This is a genomic window from Cryobacterium sinapicolor (genome assembly GCF_004403465.1).
GTDB lineage: Bacteria > Actinomycetota > Actinomycetes > Actinomycetales > Microbacteriaceae > Cryobacterium > Cryobacterium sinapicolor.
In genome coordinates this window covers 37,357-52,694 of sequence record NZ_SOGQ01000050.1, presented here as the reverse complement: position 1 = coordinate 52,694, position 15,338 = coordinate 37,357, and the positions used below count along the sequence as shown (strand labels likewise).

General features: G+C 68.9%; 10 protein-coding genes and 1 tRNA gene. 6 read left to right on the top strand and 5 right to left on the bottom strand.

Going from position 1 to position 15,338, the window contains the following annotated elements:
- Window positions 1-72 precede the first annotated feature (72 nt).
- Window positions 73-148 (top strand) — tRNA-Ala (locus tag E3T28_RS10165).
- A gap of 93 nt (window positions 149-241) precedes the next feature.
- Here E3T28_RS10165 and E3T28_RS10160 read toward each other — a convergent pair.
- Window positions 242-472, bottom strand: coding sequence for a DUF1653 domain-containing protein (locus tag E3T28_RS10160; RefSeq protein ID WP_134430527.1), 231 nt, complete (start codon window positions 470-472; stop codon window positions 242-244).
- Between the two features lie 217 nt (window positions 473-689).
- Here E3T28_RS10160 and E3T28_RS10155 point away from each other — a divergent pair, with 217 nt between their 5' ends.
- Window positions 690-1,100, top strand: coding sequence for a YchJ family protein (locus E3T28_RS10155; RefSeq protein WP_166786987.1), 411 nt, complete (start codon window positions 690-692; stop codon window positions 1,098-1,100).
- A gap of 23 nt (window positions 1,101-1,123) precedes the next feature.
- Here the strand turns inward: E3T28_RS10155 and E3T28_RS10150 are convergent, their stop codons facing one another.
- The 3 genes from E3T28_RS10150 to E3T28_RS10140 all read right to left on the bottom strand — a co-directional run bounded on the left by E3T28_RS10150 (window position 1,124) and on the right by E3T28_RS10140 (window position 4,393).
- Window positions 1,124-1,786: an anaerobic ribonucleoside-triphosphate reductase activating protein gene (locus tag E3T28_RS10150; protein ID WP_134430524.1), complete on the bottom strand. Its 663-nt coding sequence runs from the start codon at window positions 1,784-1,786 to the stop codon at window positions 1,124-1,126.
- Window positions 1,783-3,879: a ribonucleoside triphosphate reductase gene (locus E3T28_RS10145; RefSeq protein ID WP_134430521.1), complete on the bottom strand. Its 2,097-nt coding sequence runs from the start codon at window positions 3,877-3,879 to the stop codon at window positions 1,783-1,785. The genes E3T28_RS10150 and E3T28_RS10145 overlap by 4 nt, the downstream gene beginning before the upstream one ends.
- 133 nt (window positions 3,880-4,012) lie before the next feature.
- The gene (locus E3T28_RS10140; RefSeq protein WP_134430518.1) at window positions 4,013-4,393 is read right to left on the bottom strand and encodes a hypothetical protein; all 381 of its coding nucleotides are present in this window, start codon (window positions 4,391-4,393) and stop codon (window positions 4,013-4,015) included.
- Window positions 4,394-4,664: 271 nt separating this feature from the next.
- On the opposite strand from E3T28_RS10140, the gene E3T28_RS10135 reads away from it, so the two are divergent.
- The 4 genes from E3T28_RS10135 to treZ all read left to right on the top strand — a co-directional run bounded on the left by E3T28_RS10135 (window position 4,665) and on the right by treZ (window position 12,347).
- A complete protein-coding gene (locus E3T28_RS10135) occupies window positions 4,665-5,726 on the top strand; it encodes an LLM class flavin-dependent oxidoreductase (RefSeq protein ID WP_134430515.1) in 1,062 nt (353 codons plus the stop codon).
- A 243-nt stretch (window positions 5,727-5,969) separates the two neighbouring features.
- A complete protein-coding gene (gene glgX / locus E3T28_RS10130; protein ID WP_134430512.1) occupies window positions 5,970-8,174 on the top strand; it encodes a glycogen debranching protein GlgX in 2,205 nt (734 codons plus the stop codon).
- Window positions 8,171-10,597: a malto-oligosyltrehalose synthase gene (gene treY / locus E3T28_RS10125; RefSeq protein WP_134430509.1), complete on the top strand. Its 2,427-nt coding sequence runs from the start codon at window positions 8,171-8,173 to the stop codon at window positions 10,595-10,597. Before glgX ends, treY begins: the two co-directional genes overlap by 4 nt.
- The gene (treZ, locus tag E3T28_RS10120; protein WP_134430506.1) at window positions 10,587-12,347 is read left to right on the top strand and encodes a malto-oligosyltrehalose trehalohydrolase; all 1,761 of its coding nucleotides are present in this window, start codon (window positions 10,587-10,589) and stop codon (window positions 12,345-12,347) included. Before treY ends, treZ begins: the two co-directional genes overlap by 11 nt.
- Window positions 12,348-12,458: 111 nt before the next feature.
- Here treZ and E3T28_RS10115 read toward each other — a convergent pair whose 3' ends face one another.
- Window positions 12,459-15,308 carry an FAD-binding and (Fe-S)-binding domain-containing protein gene (locus E3T28_RS10115; RefSeq protein ID WP_134430623.1) on the bottom strand — a complete coding sequence of 950 codons (2,850 nt, stop codon included), beginning with the start codon at window positions 15,306-15,308 and terminating at the stop codon, window positions 12,459-12,461.
- Window positions 15,309-15,338 lie beyond the last annotated feature (30 nt).

Here is a 15,338-nt window from a genome sequence, read left to right as displayed (position 1 = left end):
CGGTGGTACGCAGCAGGCGAATCGTGTAGTAGCCTAGAGAAGTTGTTTCGGGGAAGTTCCGAAACACAATCTGGGTCCGTGGCGCAGCTGGTAGCGCACCTGCATGGCATGCAGGGGGTCAGGGGTTCGAATCCCCTCGGATCCACCAATCAGTGTGAAACAGTGTCACACAGAACAGGCCCCGACTTCGGTCGGGGCCTGTTCTGTGTGACGCAGGTCTGCTTTTTCCGGTCTCCGGTGATTACGAACGCTGCTCTTCGCTCTCGACCAGGGCGAAGCGGGGAACGTCCGCGCCGTCGATGGTGATGGACTCCAGAAACATGGCCAGTGGGCGCACCCACAGCCCTCGTTCCCCGTACAGGGCGGTGTAGACCACCAAGTCTTCATCGGTCTCGGAGTGCCGGGCCACTCCCAGAACCTCGTAGGGGTTGCCTTTGTAATGTCTGTATCTGCCGATCGCAATGTCATTCATGGTGCGCCGACTCTAGGCTCCTTCGACCGGCATTCCTAAACCGCCGTCTCCCCGGCGGGGCGGGTCTCTCGATCTGCCTCCACCGCTGGTGGGGCGAACTCAGCCGCCGGCTGAACCACGAGTCCCAGCCGACGGAACAGGAGTACGAGACCGAACTGACCGGGTCCTAGCGTCCGCTGGCGGCGCTGCGAGACCGGGACTGCCCGATACTGGAGGGGTGCCAGAGACTTCGACCCCCGTAGAGCGCCCGCCCCGACCCCGGCCGTGCCCCTGCCTGAGCGGCAACCCGTATTCCGAGTGCTGCGGCCGGTTCCACCGCGGGGAGGCGCTGGCGCCCACCGCTGAGGCTCTGATGCGCTCCCGGTACGCGGCCTTCGCGGTGGGGGAGCCGGACTACCTGCTCGCGACGTGGCATCCGCGCACCCGTCCGGAGGCGCTGGAACTCGACGCCGACGCGCGCTGGCTCCGCCTCGAGATCGTGCGCACCGCGCAGGGCGGTCCGTTCGACACCGAGGGGGTGGTGGAGTTCATCGCGTACAGCAGGTCCGGCGGCGCCACCTCGCAACAGCACGAGGTCAGCCGGTTCGTCCGCCTGGACCGGCGCTGGCTCTACCTCGACGCGGTATAGCCTCGTCGACGTGCCGACGCAGGCTAGCCGAGACGCTCCAGGTGGGCCTTCAGCCGGGCCGCAAACTCGGGGCGGGCACCCTCGGACCGCACGGTCTGCAGCACGTGCTCCCGCACGCCCAGGGCGGTCAGCGTGGCGCCGAGCCCCGCCACGTCGCCCGGGGACATGACCATCGGGTCGACGGTTGTGCGTACCTGCAGGTCCACCTGTGCGTCGAGCGCCACCCGCAGGCAGGCGAATGCCTTCTCGGCCGCCGATGGCACCCCGGTCACCGCCCCGTACAGCTCCTCCGGTGCCTTGATGTCCAAGCCCACCCAGTCGCAGAGCGGCAGCACCTCGCGGAACCGGGTCGGGTACGGTCCCGCGGTGTGCAGGCCCACACCGAAGCCGAGGGTTCTGACCTCCCGCATGGCGCTGGCCAGACCGGCCTGACGGGTGGGCTCCCCACCCGAGAAGACCACTCCGTCCAGTAGGCCGTGCCGCTTGGCCAGCAGCTCGCGCACCTCCTGCCAACGGATGCTTCCCGGCGCGCGCGGGTCCAGCAGGTCCGGGTTGTGGCAGTACGTGCACGCCAGGGGGCAGCCCTGGAGGAACACGGTCGCCACGAGCTTGCCGGGCCAGTCGCAGGTGGACAGGGCCACGAGTCCCGCGATCTGCAGGTCGTCCGCGCTCGCCGGGGTGCTCACCGGGACATCGCCGCTTCGACGAAGTGCGTGCGCTCGGCGTGCTCGCCCTTCTTGCCGATGTTGAACGAGCTGACCGGACGGAAGTAGCCCATCACCCGGGTCCAGACCTCGCAGACGCCGCCGCAGACCGTGCAACTCGGGTGCTCGCCGGCCAGGTAGCCGTGGTCGGGGCAGATCGAGAACGTCGGCGTGACCGTGATGTAGGGCAGCCGGTGCGTCGACAGGGAGCGCTTGACGAGCTCGCGGCAGGCCGCGGCCGTGGAGAGCTTCTCCGACATGTACAGGTGCAGCACGGTGCCGCCGGTGTACTTGATCTGCAACTCGTCCTGGCGGTCGAGGGCCTCGAACGGGTCGTCGGTGAAGCCCACCGGCAGCTGGGACGAGTTGGTGTAGTACGGGTTCGCGTCGGTGCCGGCCTGCAGGATGTCCGGGAATCGCTTCCGGTCTTCCTTCGCGAACCGGTAGGTGGTTCCCTCGGCCGGGGTGGCCTCCAGGTTGTACATGTTGCCGGTGGCCTCCTGGAACTCGACCATGCGCGTGCGCACGTGGTCGAGTAGCCGCACGGCGATGGCGTGGCCCTCGTCGGAGGTGATGTCGTGCAGGTCCTCGGTCAGGTTGCGCACCATTTCGTTGATGCCATTGACCCCGATGGTGGAGAAGTGGTTGCGGAGACCGGCGCCGAGGTAACGCTTCGTGTACGGGAACAGACCATCGACGATCAGCTGGTCGATCACGGTGCGCTTCTGCTCCAGGGAGTCCTTCGCCAGGTCGAGCAGGCGGTCGAGATCGGCGAGCAGCCCGGCCTCGTTGCCGCGGTGGGTGTAGCCGAGGCGGGCGCAGTTGACGGTCACGACGCCGAGCGAGCCGGTCTGCTCGGCGGACCCGAACAGGCCGTTGCCGCGCTTCTGCAGCTCGCGCAGGTCGAGCTGCAGGCGGCAGCACATCGAGCGGATCTGGTTGGGCTTGAGTTCCGAGTTGATGAAGTTCTGAAAGTAGGGTGTGCCGTACTTGGCGGTCATCTCGAAGAGACGGTCGGCGTTCTCCGACTCCCAGTCAAAGTCCTCGGTGATGTTGTAGGTCGGGATGGGGAAGGTGAACACCCGGCCGCTGGCGTCGCCCGCGGTCATCACGTCGATGTACGCCCGGTTGATCACGGCCATCTCCTCTGCCAGGTCGCCGTAGGCGAAGTCCTGCTCCACCCCACCGATCACGGGCACCTGCTCGCGCAGGTCCTCTGGGCAGACCCAGTCGAAGGTGAGGTTGGTGAACGGCGTCTGGGTGCCCCAGCGGGAGGGCACGTTGAGGTTGTAGATGAGTTCCTGGATGCCCTGGCGCACCTCGGCATAGCTCAGCTTGTCGAGGCGCACGAACGGCGCCATGTAGGTGTCGAAGGAGCTGAATGCCTGCGCGCCGGCCCACTCGTTCTGCATGGTGCCGAGGAAGTTGACGATCTGGCCGATCGCCGAGGAGAAGTGCTTCGGGGGAGTGGACTCGACCTTGTCCGGAACACCGTTCAGACCCTCTTCGAGGAGCACCCGCAGCGACCAGCCGGCGCAATAGCCGGCCAGCATGTCGAGGTCGTGGATGTGCAGTTCGCCCTCACGGTGCGCCTTGCCGATCTCGGCGCTGTAGACGTTCGCGAGCCAGTAATTCGCGACGACCTTCCCTGCCGTGTTCAGAATCAGCCCGCCGAGGGAGTAGCCCTGGTTCGCGTTCGCGTTGACGCGCCAGTCGGAGCGGTCGAGGTACTCATTAATGGACGTGCTCACATCCACGGTGGTGCGCGTGACGTCGCGGTCCCGGGCGTGCTGGTCGCGGTAGGCGATGTAGGCCCGGGCCGTCGCCGCATACTTCTTCGCGAGCAGGGTCTGCTCCACGAGATCCTGCACCTGTTCCACGGTCGGGTATTCCCGGCCGAGCTCGGCTAGCGCCGCGATCACCGTGTCGGTTACCAGGCCTGCGTCGTCGCCGGTCATCTCACCCGCGGCGGCGGCGGCGCCGGAGACGGCGGCCCGGATCCGCTCTGCGTCGAAGGGAGCAGTGGCGCCGGTGCGCTTGATGATGCCGAGCGGTGCGTGGTGTTGCGGTGTCATGCGTGTTCGTCCTTGGTGGCTTCCGCGGCAGACTCAAGGATTCGAGTCTGTCCGTTCGAGCCCACCCTACGCCTCGACTCCACCACATCTTGTGGTCGACATGCCGACCATGCCTAGATGTAGTGGTAATTAGCTAAGCGAACGGCAGGAACAGGGCGGCCAGGAGCGCGATGTAGACGACCACGAAGACCGCCGGGGTCACGAAGCGCACGACGTTGATCCAGGGCGCGGAGGCGACGACGCCGCGGCCGAGGGCGCTGCTGGCGGGCAGCGCGCGCAGATCCGCGACGATGAAGAGGCCCTCGTTCGCCGACGCGATCTGAGCGAGCGCACCGAGAATGCCCGAGGCCAGCAGGATGCCCGCGGCCGCGATGCGCACACTCAGCGCTGACTCCGCCAGACCGAGGGACAGGAAGGCCACGAGGGCCGTGAGCAGGAAAGTCGGTGCGAGCTGGGACACGATGATGTGCCAGCGGGCCTTGGTCCAGAGCGCAATCAATTCGTGTTCGGTCATGGGGGATCTCCTGTCGCCGGGGCGACCGGTGATGGCGCCTGACCCCATTCTGCCCCCCTCGCGACGGCGCGCCCGCGGCGCCCCCCACCTCCGTCGTCGCGCACCGTGTAACAGCCGGCGTACGTTCTACAGTGCGCCCGCGTCCACCACCTGCGCCGCGAACCTTCGCACGGGCCCGGAATATTCAGGGGCGGGCCGCGGTTTCGTCTTTGAATGCATTTGCATAGACTTTGTGGCGAATGTACGGACCTTCGCGAGGAGCACGCACCAGATGACAGAAAAGTTCGAACTCGGGCTGGACACCTTCGGCGACGTCACCTTCGACGCCTCTGGGGCCCGGTTGTCCCAGGCGGCGACGCTGCGCAACGTGGTGGCCGAGGGGGTGCTGGCCGATCAGGTGGGCCTCGACTTCTTCGGGATCGGTGAGCACCACCGGGAAGATTTCGCCGTCTCCGCCCCCGAGGTGGTGCTCGCCGCGATCGCCGGGCAGACCACCGGCATCCGTCTTGGGTCCGCCGTCACCGTCCTCAGCTCGGACGACCCGGTGCGCGTCTTCCAGCGCTTCTCCACCCTCGATGCGGTCTCGAACGGACGCGCAGAGGTTATCCTGGGCCGCGGCTCCTTCACTGAGTCGTTCCCGCTGTTCGGCCTGGAGTCGGACCAGTACGAGCTGCTGTTCGAGGAAAAGCTCAACCTATTCACCGAGCTGCTCACGGAGGAGCCCGTCACCTGGTCGGGCGAGACCCGGGGTGGTCTGCGAAACCAGAGGGTGTTCCCGCCGACGGACTCCGGAGCCCTCACCACCTGGATCGGCGTGGGCGGAAGCCCGCAGTCCGTCGTGCGTGCGGCGCACTACGGCCTGCCGCTGATGCTGGCCATCATCGGCGGCTCGCCCCTGGCCTTCGTGCCTCTGGTCGAGCTCTACCACCGTGCCCTGGCTCAGTTCGAGAAGCCGACCCGGCCGATCGGCGAACACTCGCCGGGCTATGTCGCCGCGACGGATGTCCAGGCGCGCGAGGAAATGTGGCCGCACTACGCCGCCATGCAGAACCGGATCGGCCGAGAGCGCGGTTGGGGTCCGGTCACCCGGGAACGCTTCGAACACGACGCCGGCCCGGACGGCGCCCTCTTCGTGGGCTCACCTCAGACCGTGGCCACCAAAATCGCCGCCACCGCGATCGGTCTGGGGCTCTCCCGCTTCGACCTCAAGTACAGCCTCGGCACGCTCTCCCACGAGAAGCTGATGACCAGCATCGAGCTCTACGGCACCGAGGTGGCGCCGCTCGTGCGCGAGCTGGTGGCCGCCGATCGCGCCGCCGACCTCGTGAAGTGACCCGACCTCCTGACATGACCCCGGCGCTCGCTGACGACTCTGACCCGGCCGCGGAGGGCCGCCGTGAGAACCGGGGACGGAGCGAAGATCACGACCGCATTCACCGCGGCACGATACCCCGATCGGGCGCCCGTGACACCCGATCGGGCGTCAGGGGGGCCCGGCAGACTGTAGCGTACTTGTGGGCATACCGGCGCGGTCGGTGTGCCGACAAGACCAGACCCACAGCACGAGGAGCACTCTTTGGAAACCTGGCCCGGTACTGCGTACCCGCTCGGCGCAACGTATGACGGCAGCGGCACGAACTTTGCCTTGTTCAGCGAAGCCGCCCACCGCGTTGAACTTTGCCTCTTCGACGAACAGGGCGTTGAGACCCGCATCGAAGTGGTCGAGTCCAGCGCGTTCATCTGGCACTGCTACCTGCCGCTGATCCAGCCGGGACAGCGCTACGGCTATCGCGTGCACGGCGACTACAACCCCGCCGCGGGCAGCAGGGCTAACCCCAACAAGCTCCTGCTCGACCCCTATGCCAAGGCCACCTGCGGCACCATCGACTGGGACCAGTCCCTGTTCTCCTACAACTTCGGCGACCCGGATTCGCGCAACGACGAGGACTCCGCCCCGCACATGATGCTCGGCGTCGTCGTCAACCCGTTCTTCGACTGGGTGGGCGACCGACCCCTGCGCACGCCCTACAGCGCCTCCCTGATCTACGAGGCCCACGTGAAGGGCCTCACCAAGCTGCAGGACGCGGTGCCGGAGGGCCAGCGCGGCACGTATGCCGGCGTGGCGCATCCGTCGGTCATCGACCACCTGCAGAAACTCGGCGTGACCGCGATCGAACTGATGCCGGTGCACCAGTTCGTCAACGACGGCACCCTCGAGGAAAAGGGCCTGAACAACTACTGGGGCTACAACACCATCGGGTTCTTCGCCCCGCACAACGCGTATTCCTCGACCGGCGACCTGGGCAACCAGGTGCAGGAATTCAAGGGGATGGTGCGTTCTCTGCACGACGCGGGCATCGAGGTCATCCTCGACGTGGTCTACAACCACACCGCGGAGGGTAACCACCTCGGTCCGACGATCTCGTTCAAGGGCATCGACAATGAGGCGTACTACCGCCTTATGGACGACGACAAGCGCTACTACATGGACTACACGGGCACCGGCAACACCCTGAACGTGCGCCACCCGCACTCGCTGCAGCTGATCATGGACTCGCTGCGCTACTGGGTTCTCGAAATGCACGTGGACGGTTTCCGATTCGACCTGGCCTCGGCCCTGGCCCGCGACCTCTACGACGTCGACAAGCTCTCCACCTTTTTCGAACTCGTGCAGCAGGACCCGGTGGTCTCCCAGGTGAAGCTCATCGCCGAGCCGTGGGACGTCGGCCCCGGCGGTTACCAGGTCGGCAACTTCCCGGCCCAGTGGACGGAATGGAACGGGAAGTACCGCGACACCGTGCGTGACTTCTGGCGCGGAGAACCGTCGACGCTGGGCGAGTTCGCCTCGCGCATCACCGGCTCCGCGGACCTCTACGAGCACTCCGGCCGCCGCCCGGTCGCGTCGATCAACTTCGTCACCGCGCACGACGGGTTCACCCTCTCCGACCTGGTCTCCTACAACGAGAAGCACAACGACGCCAACGGTGAGAACGGCCAGGACGGCGAATCGCACAACCGGTCCTGGAACTCCGGGGTCGAGGGGCCGACGGATGACCCGGAGGTCCTGGAACTGCGGGCCCGCCAGCAGCGCAACTACGTGGCCACCCTGCTCCTGTCGCAGGGCGTGCCGATGATCCTCCACGGTGACGAGCTCGGCCGCACGCAGAAGGGCAACAACAACACCTATGCCCAGGACAACGACCTGAGCTGGATCCACTGGTCGGACGCGGACAACCCGCTGATCGAGTTCACGGCCGCCGTATCCCGGTTGCGCCGTGAACACCCGACCTTCCGCCGCAGCAGCTTCTTCAACGGCCACCCCGGCCACCGCACCGTGGGCGACCCGATGAGCGATCTCGTCTGGCTGACCCCCGACGGGAAGGAGATGCAGTCCCAGGACTGGGACGAGCACCTCACCCGCACGGTCGCCATGTTCCTCAGCGGCGACGGCATCCGTGAGCGCGACGCGCGCGGGCAGCCGGTGACCGACGTCAACTTCCTGGTCTGCTTCAACGCGGACGCCGAGGATGTCGAGTTCACCCTGCCCTCGGCCGAATACGCCCCGGCGTGGGAGATCGTCGTCGACACGGCTGGGGAGGGCGCCGACGCGATTCCGCGGCCCGCCGGGTCGTTGCACACGGTCACGTCGCGGTCGCTCGTGGTGCTGCGGGCGTACCATTCCCCGGAAACCGCGCCGGACCACTCCGTCGCGGCTTCCCTATCCGGACTGATGACGGGGTCCATCTCCGTGGTCGACCCGGCGCACCTGGTCCAGCCGTGAGGATTCCGCTCAGCACCTATCGCCTTCAGATCACGGCCGCCTTCGACCTGGCCGCCGCCGAGGGAGTGCTCGACTATGTGAACGAGCTGGGCGCGGACTGGCTCTACCTGTCCCCGCTCCTCGCCGCGGAGGAGGGCTCCGACCACGGCTACGACGTGGTCGACCACTCCCGGATCGACCCGGTTCGTGGCGGTGCCGAGGCGCTCACCCGACTGGCGGCGGCCGCGACGGATGCCGGGCGCGGCATCCTGGTGGACATCGTGCCCAATCACATGGGCGTCGCGACCCCGCACCGGAACCACTGGTGGTGGAACCTGCTCCAAAACGGCCCCGCGTCGCGCTACGTGGAGGCCTTCGACGTGGACTGGGCCGCGAACGGCGACCGGATCCTGCTGCCCGTGCTCGGCGACGACGCGGACGGCCGGAGCGAGCTCGACCGCCTCGAGGTGGTCGGCGACGAGCTGCACTACTACGACAACCGGTTCCCGCTGGCTCCCGGCACCGCCGATGACGGCGCGGACGGCAGGGCTGTGCACTCCCGCCAGCACTACGAACTCGTCAACTGGCGCCGCGCGGACGCGCAGCTGAACTACCGGCGCTTCTTCTCCGTGAACACCCTGGCCGGGCTCCGGGTGGAGGTGCCGTGGGTCTTCGACGAATCCCATCGGGAGATCGTGCGCTGGGTGCAGGACGGCCTCGTTCAGGGGCTGCGGGTCGACCACCCCGACGGCCTCGCCGATCCGGGCGGCTACCTCGACCGGTTGCGGGATGCCACCGACGGGGCCTACGTGCTCGTCGAGAAGATCCTCGAGGGTGACGAGCAGCTGCCGACCGGTTGGGCCACCGCCGGCACGACCGGCTACGACGCCCTCGCCGACTTCGACCGGCTGCTCGTCGACCCGGCCGGACAGCGCGCGCTCGACGCGCTCGAGGCCCGGCTTCAGGCCGAGGCCGCCGCGCCGACCGGTGATGCGCCGCCGGCGAACTGGGCCGACCTGGTGCACGCACGGAAGCGCGTCATCGCCGACCACACCCTCCAGGCGGAGGTCGTACGGCTGGCCCGACTCGTGCCCGCCACCACCGCGGCCGTCGATCCTGCCACCGTCGACGCCTTGGCCGAGCTCCTGGCCTGCTTCCCGGTCTACCGCTCCTATCTCCCGGTGGGCATCGACGAGCTGAGCCACGCCGCCGCCGAAGCTGCCCGCCACCGGCCCGACCTCGTGAGCGCGATCTCGGGTCTCCTTCCGCTTCTTGGCGACCCCGGGCATCCGCTGGCCGTGCGCTTCCAGCAGACCTCGGGCATGGTGATGGCCAAGGGCGTCGAAGACACCGCCTACTACCGCTTCAGCCGGCTCACCTCGCTCAACGAGGTCGGCGCCGACCCGGGGGAGTTCGCGGTCGATGCGGACGAGTTCCACCGGCGCCAGCAGATCCGCCTGGCCACATTCCCGGCCTCGATGACGACCCTCTCCACCCACGACACCAAACGCAGCGAGGATGTCCGCGCCCGCATCTCGGTCCTGGCCGAGATTCCCGTGGAATGGGAGAACACCCTGCGCACCCTGCGCGCGGCCGCCCCCCTCGGTGACGCCCCCTTCGAGAACCTGCTCTGGCAGGCCATCGTCGGATCCTGGCCGGCCACACCGGAACGCCTCATCGCCTACGCGGAGAAGGCGGCACGGGAGGCCGGAACCTCGACCACCTGGACCAGCCGGAACGCGGAGTTCGAGGCGGCGATGCGGGGCCTCGTGACCGCCTCCTTCGACGACCCCGCGGTCACGCAGACGCTTTCCGCGTTCGTCGACCGGGTGCGCGCCGCCGGCTGGAGCAACGCTCTCTCCAACAAGCTCGTTCAGCTGACGGCCCCGGGCGTGCCCGACGTATATCAGGGCACCGAGCTGTGGGACACGTCCCTCGTCGACCCCGACAACCGCCGCCCGGTCGACTACGACCTGCGGCGCGGCTACCTGACCCGGGTGAACGACGGCTGGTTGCCGCCCGTCGACGAGACCGGCGCCGCGAAACTGCTGGTCACCACGCGTGCCCTCCGGCTGCGCCGCGACCATCCCGAACGTTTCTTCCGGCACAGCCCGGTCGCCGCGTTCGGCACCGCCGCCGCCCACGTGATCGCCTTCGACCGCGGCGGCGCGGTCACCGTCGCCACCCGGCTGCCGCTCGGGCTCGCGGCCGGGGGCGGCTGGGACGACACGACCGTGGTCCTGTCCGGCCGCCCGGTCGTCGACTTGCTGACCGGTGAACGCCACCCCGGCGGAACCGTCAGCGTGGCCGCCCTGCTGCGACGATACCCGGTGGCCCTGCTGGTGCCCGCCGACGGCCAGGACAGCGCCGACACCGCCGACGGCCAGGACAGCGCCGAGCCCGCCCGCACGAACGACCTGGAAAGCGCCGACCATGCCCACTGAATTCGAAGTTTGGGCTCCCCACGCCTCGGCCGTGGCGGTCGAACTCGCCGACCAGACGCTGGCGATGACCGCGCGGGGCGACGGATGGTGGCACGCACCCCGCCCGCCGGCCGAGCCGGCCGCGCGCGGCGTCGACTACGGGTTCCTGATCGACGGCCAGGGACCCTTCCCTGACCCCTGCTCCCGGCACCAGCCGAATGGCGTGCACGCGAAGAGCCGCACGTTCGATCCCGGCGCTCACGTCTGGCAGGACGGCGACTGGACCGGCCGCCAGCTGGCCGGCAGCACCATCTACGAGCTGCACCTGGGCACCTTCACCTCGGAGGGCACCCTCGACGCCGCGGCGGGCCGGCTGGCGCACCTGGCCTCGATCGGTGTCGACTTCGTGGAGCTGCTCCCGGTCAACGCCTTCAACGGCACCCACAACTGGGGCTACGACGGCGTGCTCTGGTACGCCGTGCACGAGGGCTACGGCGGACCGGCCGCCTACCAGCGGTTCGTGGACGCCTGCCACCAGGCCGGCATCGGCGTCATCCAGGACGTGGTCTACAACCACCTCGGCCCGAGCGGCAACTACCTGCCGCAGTTCGGCCCCTATCTGAACGAGGCAGGCGACACCGGCTGGGGTTCCTCGCTCAACCTCGACGGCCCCGACTCCGACCCGGTGCGCCGCTACATCATCGACAACGCCCTGATGTGGCTGGGCGACTACCACGTCGACGGGCTCCGCCTGGATGCGGTGCACGCCCTGCGGGACGATCACGCGCTGCACCTGCTCGAGGAGCTCGCCACCGAGGTCGATGTGCTGATCGCCACCACCGGGCGTCCGCTCAGCCTGATCGCCGAGTCCGACCTCAACGACCCCCGGCTGATCACGCCGCGGGACAGCGGCGGCTACGGGCTCACCGGCCAGTGGAGCGACGACTTCCACCACGCCGTGCACGTGGCGGTGACCGGCGAGACCACCGGCTACTACGCCGACTTCGAGCTGCTCGGCGCCCTCGCGAAGGTACTCACCCATGGGTTCTTCCACGACGGCACTTTCTCCAGCTTCCGCGGGCGCACCCACGGGCGCCCGATCGACACGGCGCGGATGCCGGCCTGGCGCCTCGTCGTCGCCAACCAGAACCACGACCAGATCGGCAACCGGGCCACGGGCGACCGCCTCAGCGCGACCCTCGACACCGGGCAGCTGGCGATCGCAGCCACGCTGACCCTGCTCGGACCGTTCACGCCCATGCTGTTCATGGGCGAGGAGTGGGGAGCGAGCACGCCCTGGCAGTTCTTCACGTCGCATCCGGAACCCGAACTCGGCGAGGCCGTGCGCACCGGCCGGATCGGCGAGTTCGCGCGCATGGGCTGGGACCCGGCCCTAGTGCCCGACCCGCAGGACCCGGCCACGTTCGAGCGGTCGGTGCTGGACTGGGACGAGCTGTCCGAACCGGCCCACGCGCGCCTGCTCGGTTTCTACCAGGCCCTGGGCCGGCTGCGCCGGTCCTGTCCGGACATCACCGACCCGCGCTTCGGCCGGGTCGCGGTCGACGTCGACGAGAACGAGCGGTGGTTGAGGCTTCGCCGCGGCGACACCGAGATCCTGGTCAACCTGGGCACGGAGCCCCGTGAGGTGCCGACGGATGCCCCGGCGCTGCTGGCATCCTTCGCCGCCACCGGTGACGCGGTCCAGGGCCGTACCCCGACCGCCGTGCTCCTCGCGCCGCACTCTGTGGCCGTCTTCGGCGCCCCCGAGTAGCCCGCCGCCCCGGCTCGCGCCTCTCGGCGCGGCCCGGCTCGCGGCGCACCCGACGCAAGCAGGCGCAGGTTCTACCTTCGCCTGCTTCCGGAGGGTGCGGCTCACCTGGGGCTAGACGGCGCCCGACTCTGCCAGACGGGGAGCGGCGGCATCCGGATCGTCGGTGTCGGGCCGGGTCACCTCTTCCAGCAGCTCGAGTACGTGGCGGTACTCCTTGCCCGTGGCCCGGGTCAGCCCGAGCTCGCAGGTGCGGTTGCACGACACGAACGCCGTGGCGTCCATCGTCGCGACGTCGGCTGCCTGCGCCCGGGTGGCCGATTCGGTCAGCTCGGGATGCAGCATGCCGCGGTCCCCGGCGAAGCCGCAGCAGCCCCAGTTGTCCGGCACCTGCACCGTCTCGGCGACGCCGCCCGCAAGGGTCTGCAGGGAGTCGTTGATGCCCATCCGGGTGGACGAGCACGTGGGGTGCAGCGCGAGCTTGTCGATCTTCTGGTACTCGGGCAGTGACGGCAGGATGCGTTCGGCGGCGAACTGCACGGCGTCCACCACCCGCAGGCGCGGCTCGTCGTGGTCACCCTCGATCGTCGTGCGCAGGCCCTCGGTGCAGGAGGAGGCGTCGCAGATGATCGCGAGCTCCCCATTCCGGGTCGCCGTGCGCAGCGCCGCGAGGGTCTTGGCCCGCATGGTCGCCTCGCCGGTCTTCAGACCCTTCGACGACCACGGCGTGCCGCAGCAGAGCCCGTCGATGCCCTCCGGCACCACCAGGGTGATGCCGGCCCGGTCGCAGAGCTGCTCGAAGCTGACCTGCACCCCCGGCGTGCCGGCGGTCGCCGGACCGAACATGGTCTGCACGCAGGCCGGGAAGTAGACGGCTTCCGGCGCCAGGGCCGGCGTCGGGCGGGAGCGTCCGCCGCCGCCGCCGGGCAGCTCACTCGAATAGAGCGGCAGGGTGTCGGTGCCGAGAACGGCCCGGCCGAGCTTGTTGGGCACCATCAGCACCGGGGTCGGGATCTTGCGCACCACGGTCAGAGCCAGTCCGGCGCCGCGGGTGACCGCACCCCAATTCTTGGCCGCGGTGTTCCAGACGCCGTTGATCAGCGGTCCGGCCTCACCGCGCCGGATCTGCTTCATCATGGTGCCGGTGTTGATGTTGACCGGGCACGCGGTCTGGCACATGCCGTCGACCGCGCAGGTCTCCACGCCGTCGTAGACGTAGTCCTTCTCCAATTCCGTTGCCAGGGCCAGGTTGCCGCCCCGGCGGGCCTGTTCGATTGCGCGCAGGGTGACGATCCGCTGGCGAGGTGTCAGGGTCAGGTCCCGGCTGGGGCAGACGGGCTCGCAGTAGCCGCACGAGACGCAGCTGTCGACGACCTCCGCCACCGGCGGCACCAGCTTGATGTCGCGCAGGTGCACCTCCGGGTCGTCGTTCATCAGCACGCCGGGGTTGAGCATCCCGGCGGGGTCGAAGAGCACCTTGAGCTGCCGCATGACGTCGTAGAGCTCGTCGCCGTACTGGCGCCGCACATACGGTGCCATCACCCGCCCGGTGCCGTGCTCGGCCTTCAGCGAGCCGCCCTCACCGAGCACCAGGTCCACCATGTCCTCGGTGAAGGCGCTGTAGCGCTCCAGCTCGGTCTTGCCGGTGAAACCGTCGGTGAGCATGAAGTGGATGTTGCCGTCCTTGGCGTGACCGAAGATCACGCTGTTGCGGTAGCTGTACTTGTCGAACAGGCGGATCAGCTCCACGCAGGTGCGACCCAGCGCGGCCACCGGCACGACGACATCCTCGAGCAGGGCCGTGGTGCCCTGCGGGCGGGCGCCGGCGACGGATGCGTAGAGCCCCTTCCGCAGGTGCCACAGCTGGGCCCGGGTCGCGGAGTCCGCGCTGAACTCGACCGGGGCGCTGAGCCCGAGCCCCGGCAGGATGCCCAGGCCCGCGTGTTGCAGCTCCTGTAGTCGCTCGGGGTTGTCGGTCTGGTACTCCATCAGGAGTGCCGCGTGGTCCCGCACCGCGAGGTCGCGCACGACCGGGGGAACGTTGTCCAGGCCCTGACCCACCTTGAGCGACAGGGCGTCCATCAGCTCGAGGGTGGCCGCCCCGGTTCCCACCAGGGCAGGCAGGGCCGCGTTGGCGGTCTCCAGGTCGGGGAAGACCAGCAGGCCGGTGACGGTGTGGGTCGGTCGGGGCACGGTGCGAAAGACCGCCTCCGCGACGAAGCCGAGGGTGCCCTCGCTGCCCACGATCAAGTGCGCCAGGATGTCCACGGGCCGGTCGAAGTCCAGTAGGGAGTTCAGGCCGTAACCCATGGTGTTCTTCATCGAGAACTGGTGCCGGATGGTGGCCACGGAGGAGGGGTTCCGCTGAACCCGCTTGGCGAGGCGTAGCAGACCCTCGTGCAGCTCGGGTTCGAGGGTGCGGAGGCGGGCGTCGGCATCCGTCGCGCCGGTGTCGACGACGGTGCCGCTGGGCAGCACCACAGTGACCGATTCCAGGGTCTGGTAGGCGTTGTCGACGGTGCCGCAGGCCATCCCGGAGGAGTTGTTGGCCACGACTCCGCCGATGGTGCAGGCGGATTCGCTCGCCGGGTCCGGACCGAACTTGCGGCCGTACTTCGCCAGGCGGGCATTCAGTGCGCGCACGGTGACGCCGGGCTGAACCCGCACCCGGGCGCCGCCCTCGAGCACCTCGATCTGCTTGAAGTTGCGCCGCACGTCGACCAGCACGCCGTCGGTGAGTGCCTGGCCGCTCAGGCTGGTGCCGCCGGAGCGGAACGTGAGCGGAACGCCCTGAGCCCGGCTGGCGCGCAGCAGCTTGCCGACCTCGTCGGCGTTTCCGGCCACGACCAGGGCCTGGGGGACGAGCAGGAAGTGCGAGGCGTCGTGGGCGTTGGCGTGCAGGTCGATGGCCCGGGTCTTGACCTGGGCCGGGTCGGACACCGCGGCGCGGAGGGCACCCAGCATCCCGGCGGATGCAGGTACCGATTCGGGACC